This window comes from Mucilaginibacter gossypiicola (assembly GCF_900110105.1).
GTDB classification, from domain to species: domain Bacteria; phylum Bacteroidota; class Bacteroidia; order Sphingobacteriales; family Sphingobacteriaceae; genus Mucilaginibacter; species Mucilaginibacter gossypiicola.
On sequence record NZ_FOCL01000005.1, the window covers coordinates 437,573 to 460,926 of the forward strand.

Annotated in this window: 13 protein-coding genes; 10 read left to right on the forward strand and 3 right to left on the reverse strand. The window is 45.0% G+C overall.

The window, feature by feature from the left end:
- Window positions 1-7: 7 nt before the first annotated feature.
- The 10 genes from BMX50_RS19490 to BMX50_RS19535 are packed head-to-tail and all read left to right on the forward strand — an operon-like array spanning window position 8 to window position 15,830.
- Window positions 8-1,555: a RagB/SusD family nutrient uptake outer membrane protein gene (locus BMX50_RS19490; RefSeq protein ID WP_244281046.1), complete on the forward strand. Its 1,548-nt coding sequence runs from the start codon at window positions 8-10 to the stop codon at window positions 1,553-1,555.
- Between the two features lie 52 nt (window positions 1,556-1,607).
- On the forward strand, window positions 1,608-2,282 hold the full coding sequence (locus BMX50_RS19495; protein ID WP_091212220.1) for a hypothetical protein: 675 nt from the start codon (window positions 1,608-1,610) through the stop codon (window positions 2,280-2,282).
- A gap of 10 nt (window positions 2,283-2,292) precedes the next feature.
- Window positions 2,293-3,324, forward strand: a complete 1,032-nt coding sequence (locus BMX50_RS19500) for a DUF5007 domain-containing protein (protein WP_091212221.1) — start codon at window positions 2,293-2,295, stop codon at window positions 3,322-3,324.
- Between the two features lie 33 nt (window positions 3,325-3,357).
- Window positions 3,358-6,486 carry a SusC/RagA family TonB-linked outer membrane protein gene (locus BMX50_RS19505; RefSeq protein ID WP_091212222.1) on the forward strand — a complete coding sequence of 1,043 codons (3,129 nt, stop codon included), beginning with the start codon at window positions 3,358-3,360 and terminating at the stop codon, window positions 6,484-6,486.
- A 19-nt stretch (window positions 6,487-6,505) separates the two neighbouring features.
- Window positions 6,506-8,017, forward strand: coding sequence for a RagB/SusD family nutrient uptake outer membrane protein (locus BMX50_RS19510; RefSeq protein WP_091212223.1), 1,512 nt, complete (start codon window positions 6,506-6,508; stop codon window positions 8,015-8,017).
- Window positions 8,018-8,036: 19 nt separating this feature from the next.
- Entirely contained in the window at window positions 8,037-8,756 is a 720-nt protein-coding gene (locus BMX50_RS19515; protein WP_091212224.1) for a hypothetical protein, read from the forward strand.
- A 34-nt stretch (window positions 8,757-8,790) separates the two neighbouring features.
- Window positions 8,791-10,416 (forward strand): DUF5008 domain-containing protein, encoded by a 1,626-nt coding sequence (locus tag BMX50_RS19520; RefSeq protein ID WP_091212225.1) that lies wholly within the window; start codon window positions 8,791-8,793, stop codon window positions 10,414-10,416.
- Window positions 10,417-10,444: 28 nt separating this feature from the next.
- Entirely contained in the window at window positions 10,445-12,172 is a 1,728-nt protein-coding gene (locus BMX50_RS19525; RefSeq protein WP_091212226.1) for a LamG-like jellyroll fold domain-containing protein, read from the forward strand.
- A 12-nt stretch (window positions 12,173-12,184) separates the two neighbouring features.
- Window positions 12,185-14,107: a M60 family metallopeptidase gene (locus BMX50_RS19530; RefSeq protein ID WP_091212227.1), complete on the forward strand. Its 1,923-nt coding sequence runs from the start codon at window positions 12,185-12,187 to the stop codon at window positions 14,105-14,107.
- A gap of 22 nt (window positions 14,108-14,129) precedes the next feature.
- A complete protein-coding gene (locus BMX50_RS19535; protein ID WP_091212228.1) occupies window positions 14,130-15,830 on the forward strand; it encodes a LamG-like jellyroll fold domain-containing protein in 1,701 nt (566 codons plus the stop codon).
- A gap of 712 nt (window positions 15,831-16,542) precedes the next feature.
- Here the strand turns inward: BMX50_RS19535 and BMX50_RS19540 are convergent.
- The 3 genes from BMX50_RS19540 to BMX50_RS19550 form a co-directional block, all read right to left on the reverse strand.
- Entirely contained in the window at window positions 16,543-18,426 is a 1,884-nt protein-coding gene (locus BMX50_RS19540) for a RagB/SusD family nutrient uptake outer membrane protein (RefSeq protein ID WP_091212606.1), read from the reverse strand.
- A gap of 35 nt (window positions 18,427-18,461) precedes the next feature.
- On the reverse strand, window positions 18,462-21,917 hold the full coding sequence (locus BMX50_RS19545) for a TonB-dependent receptor (RefSeq protein WP_091212610.1): 3,456 nt from the start codon (window positions 21,915-21,917) through the stop codon (window positions 18,462-18,464).
- A gap of 291 nt (window positions 21,918-22,208) precedes the next feature.
- A complete protein-coding gene (locus tag BMX50_RS19550; RefSeq protein WP_091212229.1) occupies window positions 22,209-23,354 on the reverse strand; it encodes a FecR family protein in 1,146 nt (381 codons plus the stop codon).

Genomic DNA, 23,354 nt, shown 5'->3' on the forward strand with positions numbered 1-23,354 from the left:
ATTGAATATGATATCTTTTATAAACAGACACATTAGTGCAAACAAAACAATCGGCATGTTACTGCTGGTTGCTGCCCTGTGCCTGAATGTATCATGCAAAAAGTCGCTTGATGTTGATTCAACCCGGCTTGCAAAAGAAGACGGGCACTGGACAAGCCTGCAGGACACCCGCTCGGGACTGATGGCTACTTATGGTTTAATGCGTGCCGCCCTTGCCGATAACAATGCACACTGGCTGTGGGGCGAGTTCAGGCAGGGGGATTTTGCGGCAACCAACCGGTCGGACCTGAAAGCCATTGTTAACGGCGACCTGAATGCATCTTTCCCGCTGTTACAGGATATTACCAGCTGGCGTGCCTTTTACGCGGTGATAAACAACGCCAGCTTACTGATAGAACGCGCTCCCGAGGTGCTGGCTGTTGATAAGCGTTATACTGAAGTTAACTACAAGGTTGATGTGGCACAGGCCCGTGCGCTGAGGGCTTTCGCCTATTTTTATATGGTGAGGATCTGGGGCGATGTGCCGCTGATCACCTCATCGCATGATGACGGCAGTTTTCAGGCTAAGGCCCGTACTGATCAGGCTAAGGTACTGGTTTATGCCGAATCCGAACTGGTGGCCGCTGCAAAGGATCTACCATATGTATACGGTGCTGAAGGAAACGACCTGCTGCCGGGTTTATACTATGGCTATGATGCCGACCGCTGGAGAGGGGCGTTGTTCACGAAAATTTCGGCCTATGCAGTTTTGGCGCACATTGCCGCATGGCAGTCGCACTACATTGATGCAGCTGTGTATACAGATTTCATCATGAAAAACTACGCCAAAGCCAACATAGCCTATTCAACTATTACAGAGCTTACCAGCTCGGACGGGATTTTTAACGGGGCATCAAACAACCAGATCATTTGCTTTGGCTTTAATGACCTGTATGGCGAATCGACCACTAACGGTCATATTGAGCAGCTGGTATTGGCCGCGCCGCTCATCACCAAGCAAACGCCCGATCTGTATGTGCCAAAAGATACCATTGCCAGCGCTTTTACCGATCCTAACGACCAGCGCTTTGGTCTGGATACTATTTCGGGCCTGTCACGAACCAATTATTTTGTGAACTACAGCGGCGAAACACCGGTGTTCAGCAAGATCAAGGTGTTAAGAGGCGGCTCAACTAACGGCAATTTTGCGGTTTATAGTTCCAATATCATTTTCACCCGCCTGGAAGAACTGGCCTTACTGCGTGCCGAATCCCTTGCTGTTTTAGGCCAGCGACAGGATGCCATAAGCCTCTTAAACGTGATCCGGAAAAGCAGGGGAGTAGCTACTTTTTCAGATGGGCCCGATAAAGATCTCATTAAAGAAATATTTGATGAACGGCGCCGCGAGCTCATGGGCGAAGCCTGGAGATGGTACGATCAGGTACGCTACAACAAGATAAAAGGCAACAACACCGCATTTAATGACCTGATAAATAGAAAAGGGATTTACTGGCCTATAGCCACGGATGTGCTTAATGCCAATAACCAGCTTACGCAAAACAGTTACTGGAAATAGGCCCGAAGCTCATAGCCCATTGTCAAAAATTTATGCTTAAACACATATAGAGATGAGAAATAAAAATATTGTTTTCTTCCGCACGCTGATGGTATTGCTGCTTGGCACCACGCTCTTTGCCTGTAAGAAAACCGACAAAACCTATTACGATTATCAAAATACCTTAAAGGAGTTTAATGGTAACGCGCTTGACTATCTGCAGGCCCAGCCCGGCGTTTATGATTCGCTGCTGATAGTGCTTAACAGGCTGCCTGCCCTTAAAGATTCATTACAGCATCAAAACATAACCCTGTTTGCTGTAACCAATAAAAGCTTCCAGATCTCGGTAGAGAGCCTGAATGAGGTACGGAGAAAAACCAACAAAGCCCCCATTTATTTGGCCAATGCCGATCTGGCACAGCTGGATACTATGCTGTGTAAATACATCATCCCCGGCAAGCTCACCACTGCCGATTTTGAAAGCTATTCGGACGGTTTGCAGATCAAAAGCCTCAAATATGGCTACCACATGCATGTGGCCTATACCAAGGCAAATGCTTCGGGTTTTAATGGTGGCGGGCCGGGCATCATCACTTTTACCGATCCTAAAAACTCAATTTTCGTGAGGTATTGGCAAAGTACGCCAACCAACGCGGTAAACATAAAAACCAACAATGCCACGGTGAATGTTATCGCGCCCGGTCATGATTTTGGTTTCGGCGATTTTGTAACAAGGATTAATCACTAAAGCTAAAACAATGAAACATACATACAAATTAACAGCATTTAGCATTCTTTTAGCGGCGCTGATAGTATCGGTTGGTATTAGCGGCTGTTTGAAAAACCTGCCCGACGACCGCGAGTCAATCGCCACCAATACGCAGTTTACCCAAACAGTATACAGCCCCGTTTTAGGCCGCAATACTTTGTTTGACAATAACTTTTCTGTTGGTAACTCGTCGCAGCCCTTAACTTTCAAGATCATTAATATGCGTAACCGCGACGGCTCAGCCGCCCCGGAGCTAACGCAGCTTTTCCCGGTGCAGGTTTGGACATCGCCTTACCTGGGCGATGAAAAATCAATTGCCGAAATAGAGGCCAAACGCAAAATTGAAAACCATGCTTTATTTGAAGTAAGGGAGCATGCAGGCCAGTTTTTGATGTGGGCGGCGGCACGGTCAACCTTTGTAAAAACCCAGCCCGATTCTGGCTATGTGTTTGATGTGGAAATGTCAAACAGTGGCGGCCGCAGGTATTTCCGTGATTTTAAACTGATGCCTTTAAAGGAGCGTGAGTTTGAGCCATCAACGCTAAATGCTGTCACAGGCCTATCGCAACATACCGGCCTGTCATCATCAGATGTAGAAAACATAATAGGTGCCAAAACCAATAAGTTTTTGAGCGGCGATGATATTGAGGTGCAGTTTCACAAAGTAGGAGATGGTAATTCGCTCAAATTCAAATTTGTTGATTCGCTGTATAACCCTATTGATCCGGCCCAGTTTAATCTCACCAAATGGGACAAGCTTGTACACGGTTTTAATATGGAGAAAACCAACCAGTATGTAAAGTACACCGTGGCTTATCCAGTTCCATTAATTGTTTATCAAACAGCTTACACCAATACCTCGGGCGACAAGGCCCACGTAGTTTTTAGCTACGACAGACAGGCCTATGGCAATATCCGGAGTGTGAGCAATCTCAAGCTCGATTTTGCCATCTACGAGAAAGGCGATTGGGAGATCACCTTCTGGTTCAGGAACGAGAGCCCCAAGTTTATTAACGATTAACAGAATAGGATTTAAAATTATATAAGATCTGATATGAGATATTCAGCTATACTATTTTCTTTGATTGCGCTGCTCAGTTTCTGTCATCCGGCAGGGGCCCAGCAAAAGAAAATTACGGTTTCGGGTACCGTTATTGATGCCAAGGAAAAAAAGCCGCTGCCCGGTGTACTGGTGCGCTCGGGCAAACCATCCATAGTACTTGGCCAAACCGATATTAAAGGAAATTTTACCGTAAAGGCAGATGACGACGCCGAGCTTACCTTTAACTTCATCGGCTTTAAAAGTATTACCCGCAAGGTAACCGGCCCGGTCATGAACATTGTAATGGCCGAAGAAGTGAACGCCCTTAAAGAAACGGTGATCATCGGTTATTCGAAAAAAACCAAGGAGGTTTCAACCGGTTCAAGCGTTGTTATTACAGCCAAAGATATCCAGGATGCCCCGGTAGCCAACGTGCTTGAACTGATACAGGGTAAAGTGGCCGGTTTAAATATCCAGAACAATAATGGTACGCCCGGTATGGCAGGGTCTATCAATATCCGTGGTATTTCAAACGTGAACGTATCCGGCTCGGGTTTCTTAACACCAACATCTCCTTTGTTTGTGGTTGATGGTTTTCCGGTCGATGACAACTCCAATTACAGCTACGGTTTTGACCAGGCCAGCCCGGGTTTAAGCCCTATATCACTTATCCCCACCGAGGATATCCAGAGCATCGAGATTTTGAAAGATGCGCAGGCTACCTCATTGTACGGTTCGCGTGGTGCATATGGTGTTATCCTCATCACTACTAAAAGGGGGAACTCAAAAGTGCCTATCATTAAATACACCGCCAACTTTACCCTTGCACAGCCACCGGCTTTGCGCAAAGTAATTGGTGGTAAAGGCGAGCGACTGATGCGTATTGATGAGATCCTGCAAAACGATACCAATTATTACCACGCATTAAATACGATTAACAGCACCCCCTTCCTGTCGGATAGTTTAAATGCTTATTATAATAACTCAACCAACTGGCAGGCTAAGTATTTCAGGAGCACCTTTAACCAAACCCATAACGTTGAAATTTCGGGCGGCGAAAACAAGTTCAATTACAAGGTTAACACCGGTTACTTTAGCCAGAAAGGGATTGTTGAAAATACAGACTTTACCCGCTATAACCTGAACATGAACACCCTGTACCAGCCAAACGACAGGTTTAAATTATCGGCCGCTATCAATAATCAGTTGGCTTATAACAGCACGGGTGGTGGTAACAGTCTGACACAAACAGGTGTGGCCAGCAGCGGTGCTTCATCTTCATTATTGCCTGCTCCCTCACTGTTTACGGCCAGCAGCGGTTTATTGAATACCCTTAGCACACAAAATGATAATAAAACGGTAAATATTACCGCCAATCTTGACCTGGATGTGTTGATTTTTAAAGGGTTGCGTGCTACCAACTCCTTCAGCTTTAATTACTTTAGTCAGGGCACCGAAAAATTGACCCCGGCCGCATTAAATGGCGACTTTAATCAGCTTTATAATTACTTCGACCGGAAAAATACTTTATATAACCGTACCGGCCTGGCTTATGATAAGTCATTTGCCAATAAGCACAACTTCAGGCTTAATGTTTTTGGCGAGTTAAACAGCACCAATTTCAGGGCCGACGTTATCCAGCAAAGCGGTACACCTAACGATCAGATATTGGGTCCACTGGGTTACGACTGGAGTAAATCACTTGGCGGTACGCTGAATAACCTGTCGGACCTGAAAACGGCCTCACTTGCGGCGGCGTTCTCCTACAACTACAAGCAGATCTATGTACTTGATCTGTCGTACCGTATGGATGGTTCATCAACTAACGGGCCGGATGCTGGTTACTCCAAAAACCCTTCGGTAGGTGTACGCTGGAATTTCAACAAAGAAAAATTCATGCAGTCGTTCAACTGGCTCGACTATAGTTCATTGCGTTTTAGCTACGGTAAAAACATAGTGCCTACCGGCTCGGTGTATGACGTGTATGGCCGTTACGTTGCCGGTGGTAACTACAACCAGGACCCTACCGTTAATTTAGATTATGGCGTTATCCCCAACACAGGTTTAACACCCACCACTACTACGCAGCTTAACGGTGGTTTTGATGCCGGTTTCCTGAACGGAAAATTTTCCGTTACCATGGATGCTTACTATAAACAGGTTGATAACATGCTGCGCATGAAAGATATCGCCAATATCAATGCCTTCAGCCAGGTAAGCACCAACGAAATGAGCGTGGTTAACTACGGCTATGAGTTAACCTTAACCGCTCGTCCTTTGCCAACTGATAGCAAACTGTCATGGCAGCTATCGGTAAATGCAGCCTTTAATAAGGATGTAATGGTTCACCTGCCCGATAACGTGAGCCAGTTACTGGTGGTTGATCCAACTACCGGTCAGAATATCCTGTACCGTTTGGGCCGTAACAGCCTTTCAAACGTATTGCTGAACACCAAGGGCGTTTATTCAAGCAATTCGGCCGTGCCGGTTGACCCATTGACCGGTTTAAGATACCGTACCGGCGGCCTGGTTTATACCTACTTTAAACAAGGTGATCCCGCCTGGACAGATGTTAACGGCGATTACGTGTTAGATGCCAATGATTATGTGGCGGTTGGTAACTCACAGCCATTGGTTACCGGTGGTTTTACCTCATCTATGCAGTATGGGCCATTCTCGCTAAGTATTAACGGTTCATTTACGGCTATCAGGGATGTGTTGAACAATGACCTTGCTTCACGTTTCCAGAGTTTTGCTAATCCTACCGCACAAACAGGTTTAGTGCCGCTTGAAGCTTATAACTACTGGAAAACATCGGGTAATAATGCAACCTATCCTAACCCTTACGATTATACCAGGGCGGGTAAAGTATCACCTTTCCGTTATGACCAAACCTTGTTTCAGGAAGATGGCTCATACCTGAAAATTAATCAGGTCACCTTCTTCTACAACTTTAAGAAAGCAATGATCAAACGGTGGAATATTTCATCGGCGCGCATTTATGTTACCGCTTATAACGTGCACACCTTCAGTAACTATTCAGGTGCAAACCCCGAAAACGTGACTGACCTGGGCAGGGATATCTCGGGCGGTTATCCTACCCCGCGCTCATACACATTAGGCCTCCAGGTTCAATTTTAATTATAAAATGAATAGTATTATGAAACGATTTTTATGTGCATTCCTGATTTTACTTGCCGGGAGCTTGATCCTGCCGGGTTGTAAAAAGTTTTTAAACGTTACACCGATAGATAACCTGTCGGGTAATAATTATTGGCAAAGCAAAAAGGATGTGGAGGCTTTTACGCTGGGTATTTACAACCAGTTCAGGGAAAATACACTGAGCACGCCTTATTTTGCCACCACCGGCGATCTGCGCTGCAGTCCGGCTGTCATGACGCCCGGTTTAGGCCGTACCTATATTACCTATATAGCTACCAATGATCTCCGCAGCCTGCTCAACAATACCGATCCTTACTATAGTGACCTTTTTCATTACGTTAACCTTACCAAGTGGACGGGCTGGTATAAAATGATCCAGTCGGCTAATATTCTGTATGTACAGGCCGGTACGGTGACCGCCCTTTCAGATGCTGATAAAAAGCAATATCGTGCCGAAGCTGTGTTTCTGCGCAATCTGGCTTATTTGTTTTTGGTACGCCAGTTTGGCGATGTTCCTTATTACACCAAGGCCTATAACCAGGACGCGCTGCCTCGGATGCCGATGGTGCAGGTGCTCAACAATTGTATTGCCGATATGATGGCCGTGAAAAATGATCTGCCATGGACCTATGACGATCCATCGCTGGTGGGCATAAGGGCTATGCGCGGCGGTGCCGATGCTTTACTCATGCACCTCAATATGTGGGCTGCCGGTTTTGATGATGCTAACAAAACAAAATATTATACCGCTGTAGATAACCTGGGTGCCGAAATAATGGGGAATAACAGCTATGCACTGTTGCCGCTATCGCGAAGCAAGGAGATCTTTAAAGGCCGTACCAAGGAGAGTTTGTTTGAAGTGCTCCGTAGCCTTAACTACGGTGAGTATTCAACCGGCGACTATCTGTACAACACTTTTACCGATATGGTTTTGCATTACCCGCACAAGCCGGTAAAATCAATTACCAAAAGCTATATCTACTACAACAGCAAGTTCATAACCAAACTGTATCCCTTAAATGCACCTGATAAAAGGGCTACCACCTGGTTTGATCCGGCTACCCTTTATGCCACCGACGGTTCATGGGAGTTGCTGAAGTTCGTGAACATTTTTGCCGCCGAAGGCGAAGACGTACTGCCCGATGATGACCTGATGGTTTTCCGCCTGCCGGATGCCATCCTCCTTCGCGCCGAGGCGCAGGCCGAACTGGGTAACGATGCTGCTGCGCAAACTACGCTCAACGTAGTTAGGGCCAGGGCCGAAGCTAATCCTGTTACCGACATAGGTAAAGACCTTAAAGATGATATCTGGTATGAACGTGCCCGCGAACTGATGGGCGAAGGGCATTACTACTATGACCTGGTGCGTACTAAAAAAGTACTGGATAAAGAGTATTGCTATCATCCTATCCCGGTTGAGGATTTCAAAGCAGGAGCCTGGGCATGGCCAATTGACAAAAGCGCTTTGGTTAATAACCCATACATCACCCTAAATAGTTTCTGGCAATAATATTAATACAAAACATATCATGTACAAGATCATAAAAACAATTATAGCCGTATTCATTATCGCTGCCTGTTTCCTGGCAGGGTGTAAAAAAGATAGTTATTACTACGATACGGGCGTTCACCAGGCCAAGTATGACGGTACCATTTTAGATTACCTGAAAGCTAAACCTTTCATTTTCGATAGCCTGGTGCTGGCTATTAAAGTCGCCGGCATGGAAGATGTTTTTCAAAAGGAAAACGTAACCTTTTTTGCGCCTCCCAGCTCATGCATTCACAAGGCCATAGTAAACCTCAATACCGATCTGCGCAATAACGGAAAAGACACCGTATCACAGCTGGGTCAGGTACAGCCACAGGTTTGGAAAGATATGCTTTCCGAATACTTGTTTAAAGGCACCTATCTGTTAAAGGACATTCCGCAAATTGACACGCTTGCGCTTTCGGCGTTCCCCGGCCAGGGTTATGTTTCATACGGTGGCCGCACCATGAACATCGGTGTGTTTTACAACAGTGCCAACGGGGTAAAATATGTTGGTTACAGGCAGCTTATCTTATCCTTCATTCCTGATTTTTCAAACCCAACGGTGGGTTTGCTTAACGTACCCATTGCAACTTCTGATATCCAGCCTACAAACGGGGTTATCCACGCTTTACAGTTTCAGAACCATGTGCTGGGTTTTGACAGTCGACGGTTTATTACGGCGGCCGAATCGGCAGGGATCAGTAAGCCGACGCAATAATAACCGGGGGATAAATTATATAAATACTTAAGAAATGATCATGATATCAAACCTTATAAAAAACACCGGCAGCAAGCTCATGAAAATGGGGTTGGTATTGCTTGTAATTGCACAGGTTTCCTGTAAAAAATCTTCGATATTACAGGAAGATCCTTATGGAGGCGGAAAATCGCCCCTGGGCATTAAATTCACCGGCGAGGAGCCTACACCCAGCAGTGGCAGCTCGGGCGATGCCGTGACTTTTAAAATAAAAGGCCTGCTTAGCCATAAAGACAATTTTCAGTTCCTGGTTAATGAAATTGAAGCCAAAGTAACAGCCCTTACCGATAGTACGGTTACCGTAACCATTCCTGATAATGCAAGCTCGGGAGGTACCACTGTTATTGCCGACGGGCAATCATTTTTTGGCCCTAAGTTCACTGTGGATGGGAAGGTGTCTATCGATGCCTCCTTTAAAGCGGTAAATGGTACCAACGGTGCAATAAATGACCTTTTGCAAACGCCCGATGGTAATTACCTGTTAGTTGGCGGCTTCACCAATTTTGAGAGCCAGGCACCTTCAACGCCGATAAACCATATCCTGCTTATCACGCGCGACGGCGATTTTAAACCCGATCTTAATGCCGGCACCGGTAGCGATGGTACCCTGCAAACCGTAAATAGGCTTGATAACGGGCAATATATTGTGGGTGGTTTGTTATCCACTTTCAATAATCGGAAGGGTATCAACGGCATCACCCGTTTAAATATCGACGGCTCTTTAGATTCGGCTGCTATTGAGGTCATCAATCTTAAACCGCAGATCCCAAACCTGGGTCTTGATACTGTGGCTGCATTTAATGGCGGCGTGTTTGGTACGGTTGTAAAGAGCTTTGTAAGGGAGGGCAAAATTACCATACTGGGTAATTACCAAAATTATGTGAAGTATTTCTACCCGCGCTCAACCCGCGATTTTAAAGTAGCCGACGTTACCAAAATGAACCAGATAGCCCGCCTTACCCAGGACGGCACCATGGATTCTACCTATAATTACAACCCCGGCACCAGGCAGGGTTATGCGGGCGGTAATGGCGATATAAATGATGCCTTTATGCAGGCCGACGGTAAAATTATAGCTGTCGGGGCTTTCTCCACCTTTAATGGCTTGCCTGCCAACCACATTGTACGCCTTAACACCGATGGCTCTGTTGATGCAACCTTTGCTTCGGGTACGGGTGCTGATGGTCCGGTTACTTCGATCCGTTACAATGCCACTACTGGTAAAATGATCCTTGCAGGTTCATTTAAAACCTATGGAGGTAAAACCAGGAGTGGCGTGGTGCTCCTTAATGCTGATGGCAGTGTTGACGATACCTTTCAGTTTGGTGAGCTCACCGGTGGGGTGCCCAATTTTGCGGCACAGCTAAATAATGGCAAGGTGCTTATCTCTGGCAACTTTAACAAATACAACAGCATCATCAGGCAGGGCTTCATGGTCCTAAATGCCGATGGCTCGCTGGCTGCCGGTTATAACAATACGGGGGCCTTTCAGGGGCGTATAACCAAGGTGGTTGAAACTACTTCGGCCCTGGGCAACCCGGCAGTGATACTGGTGGGCGACTTTAACAAGTTTGATAACACCAAAGTAGGTAACATAGTGCGTGTTGAGTTGAAAAAATAAGTGGGATACCAATAATAACAGTAACGAAATGAAAAAATATACCTTCAAAAAGCAGGGGAAAAACCTGGCGGTGGCGGCAGTGCTTGCACTACTGGCAACAATGCTGTTTACCTGTAACAAGGATTTTCCAAACAAGCTCAAAGATGCTTCAAAGAATGATACGCTGGGCATCAATGTAAAAACGCGTAAAGTGCTATACATTATTGTCGACGGTGTAAGGGGGCGTGCCTTACGCTCGCTCAGTGCGCCCAATATTTCTAAAATAGTAAAGAACTCCATTTACGCTTATGACGCATTAAGCGATTATGGCAGCAATACCGTAACCAATGCAGGCGCATGGGCAAATATGATAACCGGGGTTACGGCCGATAAACACAAGGTTACCACCGATGATTTTGCCGGGAATAACCTTGCCGCTTATCCTACCTTGTTTGCCAGGTTAAAACAGGCTGGTGCGGGTTACCGCACAGTTTCCATCGCATCAACCGCAAGCTTTAATACCAACCTTGCCGGCGATGCTACTTATCAGAAAACCTATGAAGATGATGACGCTGCGGTTAAAGGCGCAGTAACCGACGAATTGCAAAAAGAAGATGCTAAACTGGTAGTTGCCCAGTTTCATAGTGCCGAGCTTGCGGGCGAGGCCAGCAGCTTTGAAGATGCTGATACAAAATATACCAGTGCCATCCTCAAAATTGACGGCTATGTTGGCGAGATCATGACAGCTTTAGCAGCCCGTAAAACCTATGCGGCCGAAAACTGGCTGGTGGTTATTGCATCAAATAAAGGTGGCGCTATTGAACCCGACCCAAACAGCACCGATTTTACCTCTTATGCCGATGCAACCCGCAATAATTTTATTGTGTTTTACAACCCGCGTTTCAGTACACTGTTTGTGCCAAAGCCCGAAACCGATAATATAGCTTATACTAATACCAGTATCACTTATGATTATGCCGGCTCAAAACGCCCCAATGCGTCATTGCAGGACCCAACCACATTCAATTTCGGTGTTTACGGCAATTTTACGGTGCAGGTGCTGATCAAAAGTCTGCCGGGTGAATTTTACTATCCTACGTTTTTATCAAAACGGGTTACGGCCTTTACCGGCGCGGGTTGGAATATGTTCCTGGAAGGTGATGCCTGGACACTTAACTCCTCGGTAGCCAGCCAGGCGCAGGGAACCACCATTAACGATGGTTTATGGCATAAGCTCACTGCAGTTTTTGACGGTACAAACAAAAAGGTAAGGGTATATACCGATGGCGTGCTTAACACCACTCGGGATATGAATGGTAACAACCCCAATAACAACGCATCATTTAAATTGGGTTACATCCCAGGCAGCGAAGATGAAAGTGCTAACGTGCTCATGACCAACCTGCAGGTATATAATGTGGCGCTCACCACACAGCAGATCTCTGATTACTCCTGCAAAACCAGTATTGATGAATCAAACCCTAATTATAAAGACCTTGTGGGCTACTGGCCGATGACCGAAGGCTCGGGCAATTTGCTGAAAGAAAAAACTGGAAAAGGTGCCGACCTGCTGGTAGGTGCTAACGGTGATTGGGAAAACTTCAGCGACCTGAGCCCGGCCCTGTGCCCCGATATCAATACCTCGTTTTTTACCATGGTACCCAACAACGTTGATATCCCATTTGAAATTTACCAGTGGATGAGCATCACCATACCTGCATCATGGAAGCTGGACGGCAGGTCATGGAACCCAGTTTACTCAGATATTAAACCATAAAACATCAGATAAATGAGAAAGATATATTTAAGTATACTTTGTGCTGTTTTGCTTGCAGGAGCTATCTCCTGTAAAAAGTATGGTCATGAGTTTGAAGATGGCTACAATAAACCCGGCAGTACCACGCCGGTTGATATTACTGTTGATACAGCCATGTCGCAGGTTGACAGGTCTATGTATTCGCGGGCTCGTATTTTTCCGGGTCTGATCGATCCGGCCGAGCCGAGAGTTAAGGACGAGAAGTTTACGCTCGATCTTAACTTTTCGGCATCCAATGCCAGCATCTTGCGTATTTCGGTTGCACCCGAGCCGCAATTCAGCACAGGTTATTGGGCACCTGCCGGCGAACTGATAAAAATTATTGTTCCTGATGGCGTTAACGGCTTAAGCGTACAGGTTGGCGGGCATACTGATGACCTTACCGGGCAGGTAAGTATTCAGCGGGATCCTTTGATCTATACCGTAAAAGCCCTGTTTCCGGGTGTTAATTATGTACGCAACGTATACGGCGGTACTATTTATATCCGCGCATCATTTGCTATCGCCGCTCCGGTTCAATTTACCATAACCGGAGCTGCAAAACAGCCCGATTTTGTGCTGGGTACAAGTAACAATGCCACCTGGATGGCGCAGGTAAAGGCATCAACTGTACCCTGGCTGGAACTGCGCTCAAAGCGGGTGATATTTTTGATCCCCAGAGATTTCCTGATCAAAAACTTCAACTCGGCAAATGCACTTACCGATCCAACTGCCTTGATGACTGCCTGGAACAACGTTTTTGAGTTGGATTATAACGGCTGGATGGGCCTTTCAGATAACAGCACCGATCTGCGCGATAAAAGTCCGCAGGGGGCATGGCGTGAGGTGCTGGATATTCAGCCAAGTGTAGGTTATGGCCACAACGGTTTCCCGGTAGTGGCTACTATGGATAATGAATGGTTTAACAGCGTGGTAAGTATCGATCAGCTTTTGCATGGCGCAAACTGGGGTACTTACCATGAGTTTGGGCACAACTGCCAGCAAGGTAATATATGGAGCTGGAGCACGCTCGGCGAAACCACCAACAACTTGTTCAGCTTTAAAGTGGCCCATCGTAATGGTGCCGATTTTTCTATTCAGCATGGCGACGATTGGGTGCAACCTGCACTGGATTTTGCCGAGACCAATAATGATCCGGCAAACTTCAATACGGTTGATGCCATGAACGATCCCTTCAGGAGGATAGTTCCTTTTCTGCAAATCTTTGAACTTTACGGCTATGATGCCATGACCTACCTGTACACAGCAGCAAGGCATGCCCCGCGTTTATCAAATACCGACCAGGACAAGCAGGATTTTGTGTACGAACGCTTTTCGGAGTTTGCCAAAACCGATCTGAAACCGTTTTTTGATGCCTGGGGAATTAGCGTATCTTCTCAATCAAAGCAAACCATCAGTGCTAAATATCCGCTGCTTACAAAAAAAATATGGACGTACAACCCTATGACCAAACAAGGTGGCACGGCTGATATTACTTATAAAACAAGCATAACCGTAAGCTCGGAAGAAACAACCGGCGAAGGGGCTATTAATGGCCATGCTGCTGCTTTAATCGACGGCAATAACAATACCTATTGGCATTCGCAATGGTATTACGCAACGGCAGTATATCCTTATACGCTGGTGTTAAATGCAGGCGGGCCAGTTACAGCCAAGGGCATGTATTTCGTTCCGCGAAACAGTACAGCGCAAAGGCCAAAAAACATTGACATATATACCAGTACCGATAATGTAAACTGGACGTTTGTTGGCTCAACCATCATTGCTAACGCTTTTGCCCGGTATGAGTACCTGTTCCCGGCCAGTAAAACCGCCCAGTACTACAAAGTGATACTGAAAGATGCCTGGACAAATACACCAAACGCGGCCCTGGCAGAGATGAACCTAATTAAATAATCAGCCAATCATTAACAAACCAATGATGATAAATTATAAAAACAAAAGCATTATCCTTTGCAGCCTTGCTTTGCTATCGCTGATGGTATTTAATGCCTGTAAAAAATATGATAACCCACCGCAGATATTTGAAGAGTATGGCGATGGGATTAACGGTAAGGCCGAAAGAAAAGTGCTCATCATCAATATTGATGGCCTCGCCGGAGCCGAGCTTGAAAAAGTAGCACCACCAAATATTGGTAACCTCATTAAAACGGGTAAGTACACTTATGGTGTACTTACGGATGCGGTTTCGTCGGATGCTGCTACATGGGCAAGTATGATCACAGGTGTATCATCGGCAAAGCACAGTATCGTTGATGATACCTATATCCCCGTTGCCGACCCTGACGCCGAGCACGAAGTAAACACGGTTTACCCAACATTTCTGTCAAGAATGCTGGATACCCGGCCCGAATTTAAAACTGTAACCATTACTACCGACGCGGCCCTGAATAAATACATGATCCATGCCGATCACCGTATTCTACCGGCAAATGATGAGGCTGTGAAAGATTCGGCTGTAAATATTGCTCAAAACAATGCAGCTAAGGCAATACTTGTTGATTTTAGGGCCGTGGAAACCGCCGGCAAAGCTGTAGGTTACAGCGCCGATTTAGCCGATTACAAGGCAGCCATTGAAAAAACTGATGGCTATATCGGTGAGATCACCAATGCTATCAAAGCCCGTAAAACCTACTCAACCGAAGATTGGCTGATCATTGTTACCACCAATCGCGGCGGTAGCGATACTAACCCTAAACCCGGATTTATTGTTTGTTCAAACCCCAGCCTTAAAACCCAGGCCATTACCAAATCGGGCTTTAATACCATGCATTTTAACGGTACTTCAACAAACGCCGTTATTAAGGCCGATAATGGCTTGTACGATGCCGGTACAGACAAGGACTTCACCATACAGCTCCAGATAAAAATGAATGCTGCAAATTATTACCCTGGCTTCTTTTCAAAAAGTACCGGTGTTGATGGTTCGGTTACTACCGGCTGGACACTATTTCAGCAAGGAGGTGATTATGGTGTGATTTTTGGCGGCTCGGCAAATGGCGGTAAGGGCAAAACGCAGATTTTAGCAGGCTCATCAATAGTTGATGGCAAATGGCATACGATCACCTTAACTGTAAAAACAAATGGCAGCGCAAGGACAGCGTCCCTTTATACAGATGGCGTTTTAGCCAACTCAGGCGATATTTCGGCTACCAAAAATATCAGCACCTCAAACCCGCTTATCCTCGGGCATAAAAATGTTGACGGCAGCGACGCACTCGATTTTTACGCCGCCGATGTGGAGTACTTTAACGTGGCGCTTGATGATGCAACCGTACAAGCTAATATTGCATTAAAAGATGTTACCAAGCATCCTTATTATAAAAACCTTATTGGCTACTGGCCAATTGACGACGGTGGCGGCGGTGTGGTTTCAAACCTGGCACCCGTGGGCTATAATTTCCTGATGAAAGGGCAGTCTACCTGGGATGCCCTGGGCAATGATATCCCGGCAAGCCGTACCTCACAGAATGTGTCGGACGGAGCGGTTTCTATAGTAGCAACCGGCCCCGATGTAACCGGCCTGATCTTTTACTGGCTAAAAGTGCCCGTTTCAAGCGATTGGAGCCTTGATGGGGTAGGCTGGTTGTCAAATTTCGAGTTGGAGTTTTTAAAATAGCGTTTTTGAATTTTACGATGTAGCTAATTATTCAGCTATCCCGATTAAGTGGATTGCGAACACCCACATCGTTACTTTTTCAACCAGTTTAAAATTTCTGATAATTGCTGATTTTTTGGGAAAGTTTTGCGCTCCAGTTTTAGAATTAAAATATCTTTTATTGGTTTTATAATAAGAAAGTTATATCAATAAAAAAGGAGACAAGCATTGTCGCTTGTCTCCTTAATTGGAAGTGATGAAAATCTATTAGAACAATTGTTTAATATCTTAGAGGTTTTGGAGGGGATGATAAAGGGCATGTGATATGGTGTTTTGAGCGACTGGCAAAGGGAATTTGTACATGAGTCAGGTAAGAAAAATGGCTTGTCTTAACGCTTTTTAATGTGCCAGAAACAACTACAAGTAGAGAAGTAACAATCGATCAAGCAATTAAAATACTGCCGGTGATAAGCCGGTTAACGTCACTAAAAGAGTCGTGATCAAGGGAGATAAAATTATTTTATCTGGTGATATGATCAGGGAAGTTGGCCTGTCGGCTAAATCAGCCGGCGATCTGTCTGATCCTGGCTTGGTTTTAGTTTGTAAAGCCCGTTGATATCGCAAACATAGCCAGGTACGGCTAATAGCTATAAAAAAAAGGGGCCTCCCGCCGGAGGCCTCTTTTATCAACAACCTCTGTTTAACCCAACATAGAGGTTTCTTTCGGACATGTTTAATATCCAGGATTTTGTATCAGTAAGTTATTCTTGTTCATCTCGTCGCGGGTAATCGGTCTGAAATAAAGCGCGTTGTTCCATGCCCTGTTTTCCAGTACATTATATTCGGATGGCGTGTAGGTATAATCATAAACCGACGAATCATAGTGGTAAGGAGAGGCCTGTGTTTTTCCGGATTTGAATTTTCCGGAAACAGTTACTATGGTTACCTTCCTGCCCACAGTTTCGTTAGCTATTAACCATCTGCGCACATCATGATATCGCTGTTCTTCATAGGCCATCTCGATCCGGCGTTCATGGCGGTAAATGGTTCTGAGACTTGTTTGATCTGTGGTGGTAACCGCAGGCATACCCACCCTGAAGCGGATCTTGTTTAACCATTCTACTGCCGGACCGGTATCACCAAGTTCGATAGATGCTTCAATATAATTCAACACCGCTTCGGTATACCTAAAAAAAGGCCACGGAATAGTTTGCGGCATGTTTTGATCAATGATATTAGGATCAGGATCGGTAAATTTATGATAGTAATAGCCGGTGTACGTACCGTTCCAGTTTTCTAACGAACTGTTGCGGGTATCTAATCCGCTGAAAGATGTTAGTTTGCCACTCACCATCAAATCATAAGTGCCCGTTTGAATTTGGTTGGCCGGATCAACATTGCCAGACACTTTATCGCGGGGTTTCCAATCTGAGCCATCGTACAAAACAGTAGCATAAAAACGAGGGTCGCGATTTTTATAAGGATTTGCTTTTTCTAATGGGTTCGACCAAGTGAACGGGGTACCATCCTGCATATCATAATCATCAACCAGCAAACCAATAGGCGAATTTCCACCCCAGTTATGATAACCATTTGGCCCGTTATAAAGGTTTGGTGTTACAGCGTAGTTTGGCAGCAGGAAGTATTTTGCAAAAATGATCTCAGATGCCCCGGCAGGGTCAATATTTGGCGCTTTGCTGCCTCCACCCATCGCGATGCTTGCATAATTGATAGCTCCCTGATCGGCTGAAACAGGGGCAGACAAATTAAGTTTATAACCCGTGCGGGGATCAGCATCCATCACAGCCTTTGCAGCGGTTTGTGCTAATCGGTAGCGGTCGGCCTGGTTGCCGCTTGTATAGCATAGCAGGGGAAGGGTTGCGTCTGGGATACCACTAACTTTCGCCGTAAGTTTGGCTTTATCATGCAGGTCACTTGCCGCATAAAGTAATACCCGTGATTTGATGGCCAGGGCTGCAAGCGCGGTAGCACGACCTTGATCCATCGTTTTGCCCGATAGCAATTTATTGGCATCATCGCAATCTTTTACAATGAAGTTTACACACTCCTCATAGGTATTTCGCTTTACCTTAAGGTCGTCGGTAATGTTATATACTTTGGTGATGAGCGGGACGCCGCCGTAAAAGCGTAATAACTGCTGGTAATAATAGGCACGCAAAAAGTAAGCTTCGCCTAAAAACTGATCTTTTTTCGCCTGATCCGAAATACTGTTGTTGCCGCTTACAATTCTGTCGATAGCCGTATTACAGGTTCTGATATACAGGTACATCCTGTCCCAGTTCCATGCGTCATCAATCCAACCGGTAGTAGTTGGACTAACGTTGCCCGTATTAACGATGTCGATACCACGGCCTGTATGGTTAAATAACGATTCGTCGGATACAGAAGCGAGCATCTGCTCTGATAATCCACCACTTAACAGGCCTTTGTAGGCATCGTTCATATAAGCTTCGGCCAAAGTCGGATCGCTCCAAACCACATCTGCCGATAGCTGGTTGGGTGGCGTAACATTCAGAAAATCCTTTTTACAGGCCACGCCCATGATCATGATGAACATAAGCAGATAGAGGTTTTTATTTTTTATGATCGTTTTCATATCAATTCCTTTCATAATGAGTTAGCTGATATCCCTTAAAAAGTAACTTTAACACCCATGTTAATTACTTTGGCCTGCGGATAATACTGCCCGCTGGTATTGGTAGATTCGGGATCCCAAATTTTGATCTTATCAAAAGTGGCCAGGTTGATGCCATTAGCATAGATCCTCAATGAATTAAGCCCAAGCTTTTGTATCCATTCTTTCGGGAGTGTATAACCCAGCTCAACATTCTTTATCCGGATGTAATTGCTGTTAATTACGTAATAAGAGTTGTCTGAAGCGCTGGAAGTGAAGTAGGTAGCACCGCTATTGGAGTCGGATAACCGTGGATAAAGGCTGTTTGGATTATCAATGCTCCAGCGTTTTTGGTACGACCATTCAAGGTAGTTCCCTATGCTTCCCGACTCGGTCAACCCTATTTTTTGCAAGCCGCCGGTAGCCCCCTGAACAAGTACGCTCAGGTCAAAACCTTTGTAACCCAGGTTAATATTAACACCACCGGTAAAAGTTGGGGTGCCGTTTTTATCCATCCTTAATTTATCGTCTCCATTAATTTTACCGTCGTGGTTTACATCTTTAAATTTCATGTCGCCGGGTCTTAAGCTCGAGTTTGAGATACCCAATCCGCTGTAATCAAGTTTGTTGGCGTCGATATCTGCCTGGTCTTTAAAAACACCGTCGTATTGGTATAATAGCCAGGCATCTGTAGGATGGCCCGTTGCGAGTTGATAGGTTGGAGCACCAGGCGTTTCGTCAAAATACAATACTTTGTTTTTAGCATATCCGGCGTTTACGCTAACACCGTAATTAAAATCGCCGGCGTGGTCGCTGTAATTCACGCTGAAATCATACCCCGAGTTTTTTAACCTGCCCAGGTTAACAGGAGGAAAGTTATATACCGGAATACCCGCGCTTCCCGGTATCGATCCGGTTTTAGGTGCTAATACATTTGAACGCAGGTTATAAAAATAATCGAATGTTACTGATAAGCGGCTGTTTAAAAAGCTTGCTTCTAAACCAACGTCGGTGTTGTTTGCAACCTCCCAGGTAAAATCATAGTTAGGCACGGTGCCCTCATAAACAGTAGCAACAGGCTGCCCGTTAAACATGTTGTTGCTGGTAGCCAATAGGGTTAGATATTGGTACTCTTTAAGCGCTCCGCCATAATATGCTTCGGCACCCATCCGGCCCCATGACCCTCTTAATTTTAAATTATCTACAAAGTGAATGTTCTGTTTAAAGAAGCCTTCTTCCGAAATGCGCCATGCAGCGGTAACACCCGGGAAGAAACCAAACCGGTGGCTGGGCGGGAAAATATACGAACCATCTACGCGCCAAAGAAACTGGGCTATGTATTTTTCTTTGTAGTTATAGTTGGCCGAACCAAAATAGCTTAAGCGTGCGCTTTTAAATACATCATTAGCCCCGTTTGATTGCCCCAACTCCTGACCAAATGATAGCTGCGGAATTTGGGAGGATATAAAATTGGTTTTAAATGCCGTGAAACCGCTGCTATTTGCTGTTTGACGCTGTACGCCAGCCATTAACGAAACCGCATGACCATTAAAATTCCTGTCGTAATTGATCATGCCGGTTAGGTTTATATCCAGCTCATTAATGTTTTTCTCTGTGAGGTTTGGCGTATGAAACTGATCAGGGTAAAAGTTTTTAACCTGCAATTGCGGGCTACCATCAGCATTGAGGGTAGTTTTATCCCACGAATACAATTCGTATGGTGTTCTCCATGTACTTTGCCTGTCCCAATATTTATCCAGGGACGCCGTACCTGTTAGCTTTAAGCCTTCTATCCCCGGCACTTTAATTTCTATTTTGCCGGTAGTTTGCAGGTAATCTTTAGTGTTTTTATCATATCCGGTTTGGTTGGTGGTGGCTACAACCGGGTTAATGCCATTCTCAATATCCGGCCCGGCAAAACCATTTGGCCAAATAGCAACATCAGTTGGCCTGCCACGCATAATAAACCTGAATATGTTGGCGGCACTTACTGTTGGGTAGTTAGGGTTTTCTTCGCGGCCGGTAACATTTAAAGTAGTAGTAATATATTTACTTACTTTCGATTCTACGTTGATCCGCAAATCATATTGCTTATACCTGGTGGCCGAGTTTTTATAAAAGCCATCCTGGTTTAGGTAGCCCAACGAAACAAGGTATTTAGTGTAGTCATTACCGCCGGTAACCTGCAGGTTATGCCTCTGTTGCGGCGACCATTTTTGAAATACCGTCCCAAACCAATCGGTATTAGGATACCGGAGAGGATCCGATCCATCCCTGAATTTTTGCATAGCTTCAGGCGAAAAGGCAGCGTCTATGGTGCCGCCATCCGGCCGGTTGTACGTACCTGTATTTTTTAACGCCTGCCAGGCATCGTTCCAGTTGCTTTGATTTAAACCCGAATTAAATATTTGTAATTCGTTCATGATCTCGGCATATTCCGGTGCATTGGCCATTTTTGGGGTACGGGTAGGGCGTTGCAAGCCATAATAAAAATCATAACTGAATTGTGGCTTGCCCGATTTGCCTTGCTTGGTAGTAACCAAAATTACACCGTTACCAGCCCTCGAGCCATATATCGCGGCTGATGCATCTTTTAGTATCGATATACTTTCAACATCATTAGGGTTTATTCTGTCAATACCGCCGGCACGTCCCGGTACTCCGTCAATCACAATCAGCGGGTCAGTATTACCGCCCGATAAGGAGTTAATACCACGAATCCGGATAGTAGAACCATCGCCACCCGGCTCGCCACTTGATTGGATAGCGACTATACCAGATAACCTACCGCTAAGAGAGTTAGAGAGGTTAACAGAGGCCGACTTGGCAAGCTCCGATCCCTTTACATCAGATACCGCACCTGATACTACCACCTTTTTCTGGGTACCGTAACCTACAACCACAACCTGGCTTAGATCTGAAGCCGAAGGGGCAAGCTTGATGTTGTCGAGGGTCTTTTTGGCTGGCACTTCTAAAGTGGTAAATCCCACAAAAGAAATAATCAGGATGGCATCATCCGGAACATTGCTTAAAGTAAAACGCCCTTCAGCATCGGTTTGTGTACCTAAACTTCCGCCTTTTACTTTTACCGAAGCACCCATCAGAGGTTTTCCTGTTTCATCTACCACCTTTCCCTTAACGGTGATGGGCGGTGGAGAGTTTACCGGATCGGCTGTTTGAGGATCGGTTGACCTCAGCAAAATGTTTTTTCCGCTGATCTTGTATCCGATCTGTGCATCTTTAAAACAGGCGTTCAATGTTTCCTCTATCGAAGCGTCTTTAACATTAACGCTGATGGAGGCGTTGGCCAGGTTTTGATCGGTGTAAAGAAAAACATAACCCGATTGGCTTTTGATCTGGGATAAAACTTTTTCTAAGGGGGCATTTTTTTCGCTTAAACTAATCTTTTGACCATAGCTTTTAGCGCTTGCCTGTAATAGTGTAATTATTAGTAGGAGGGTGGTTAGTTTCATAACCATTATAAGTTTATGGATCAGTGAGCCTTTTTTGGGGCATACCACTGTCAGGACACCTGTAAAATTCATTACATTTGTTAGGTTTGAGGTTAACACATAAGATAATACTCCAATTTGTTTTACCGATTTACTCGGAAGGGTTGACTCAAGCTTTATCGCAGAAGTGCTTCGAACCACTTCTGCGTTCTTTTATGAACCCTGTTTTTCTAATCAGGTTATTTGGCGTAATAATTTTTTCATCGTTTTTAGGTTAGCTGTTAAATAATTGGTTGTTTATGTAGTGTAGGGTTAAGGTTTAATTATAATTTTTTTTCCCGAGCCTTTGGTTTGCTGCACAATTTCATAGTTAACTTTAAAATAGGCCAGCATATCCAGTATTTGTGAGGCGTTGGCGTCTTTGATCATTTCGCCCGAAAACACGGTTTTCGGAACACCGTAAGGGTATGCAACATCAACATTGTACCAACGTGATAGCTGCCGCATAACATCCTCAATTTTGGCTTTTTTAAATTTGAACAGACCGTTTTTCCAGGCGGTTGCCTCGTTAATATCGGCGTCTTTAACTTCTATATCTGTATTAGATAAAGAAGTAATACTTTGCTGGCCGGGGCGGAGCGTTACACTCCTTGAATTTCTTGATAATTTTATGCTGCCTGCTACCAGGGTAGTTTTTATTACTGGTTCATCATCATAGGTATTTATGTTAAATTCGGTACCGATATCTTCAATAGTATGCCCTTTAAAATTTACCCTAAATGGTTGTTTTACGTTATGTACTATCTCAAAATAAACCTCTCCGGTAATACTTACCGTACGCTCATTTCCTTTAAAATCAGTGGGGTAAGTGATAGACGATGCAGAGTTTAACCATACTTTGGTACCATCAGCTAAGACCAGGTCATATTTGCCACCCCGTGGTGTACTTAATGTATTGTAAACTACGGCAGAAGCACCCGAATTGTCGGGTGCATAAGCCAATTGCCCGTTAGCCATTTTTACAATTTTAACATTGCCTTGTTTAGCTATTGTTCCATTTACCTGGCTGTTTAAATTAATTTTGGAACCATTGTTTAATACCAATACCGCTTTATTGCTACCTGGAGCAATGTCTACCTTTTCAGCTTTCGCCGTAGTTTGCTGTTGTTCGGTTTTTGATTTTGAAAGATAATAGTAGCCACCTATCGACAAACAAAGTATAACGGATGCCACCAATCCTATTCGTGGCCATAACCGTTTGGTTGCAGCCGGAGACTGGCCAATGTTTAGTGATTGCCAAACATTAGTTTTTAGTTGATCAATTTCTTCGGATGAAAGATCTTGCTGTTCAGGCTTCCATTGGGCATACCATTCCTCCAATAAAACGCGCTCTTCGTCGCTTATCGTGCCTGCCTGATATTTACTCAATAACTCCTGAAGATTAATTTTTTGGTTCAA

Coding starts and splice junctions, on each gene's coding strand:
- BMX50_RS19490 (WP_244281046.1), top strand. CDS start 8: ATGATATCTTTTATAAACAGACACATTAGTGCAAACAAAACAATCGGC.
- BMX50_RS19495 (WP_091212220.1), top strand. CDS start 1,608: ATGAGAAATAAAAATATTGTTTTCTTCCGCACGCTGATGGTATTGCTG.
- BMX50_RS19500 (WP_091212221.1), top strand. CDS start 2,293: ATGAAACATACATACAAATTAACAGCATTTAGCATTCTTTTAGCGGCG.
- BMX50_RS19505 (WP_091212222.1), top strand. CDS start 3,358: ATGAGATATTCAGCTATACTATTTTCTTTGATTGCGCTGCTCAGTTTC.
- BMX50_RS19510 (WP_091212223.1), top strand. CDS start 6,506: ATGAAACGATTTTTATGTGCATTCCTGATTTTACTTGCCGGGAGCTTG.
- BMX50_RS19515 (WP_091212224.1), top strand. CDS start 8,037: ATGTACAAGATCATAAAAACAATTATAGCCGTATTCATTATCGCTGCC.
- BMX50_RS19520 (WP_091212225.1), top strand. CDS start 8,791: ATGATCATGATATCAAACCTTATAAAAAACACCGGCAGCAAGCTCATG.
- BMX50_RS19525 (WP_091212226.1), top strand. CDS start 10,445: ATGAAAAAATATACCTTCAAAAAGCAGGGGAAAAACCTGGCGGTGGCG.
- BMX50_RS19530 (WP_091212227.1), top strand. CDS start 12,185: ATGAGAAAGATATATTTAAGTATACTTTGTGCTGTTTTGCTTGCAGGA.
- BMX50_RS19535 (WP_091212228.1), top strand. CDS start 14,130: ATGATGATAAATTATAAAAACAAAAGCATTATCCTTTGCAGCCTTGCT.
- BMX50_RS19540 (WP_091212606.1), bottom strand. CDS start 18,426: ATGAAAACGATCATAAAAAATAAAAACCTCTATCTGCTTATGTTCATC.
- BMX50_RS19545 (WP_091212610.1), bottom strand. CDS start 21,917: ATGAAACTAACCACCCTCCTACTAATAATTACACTATTACAGGCAAGC.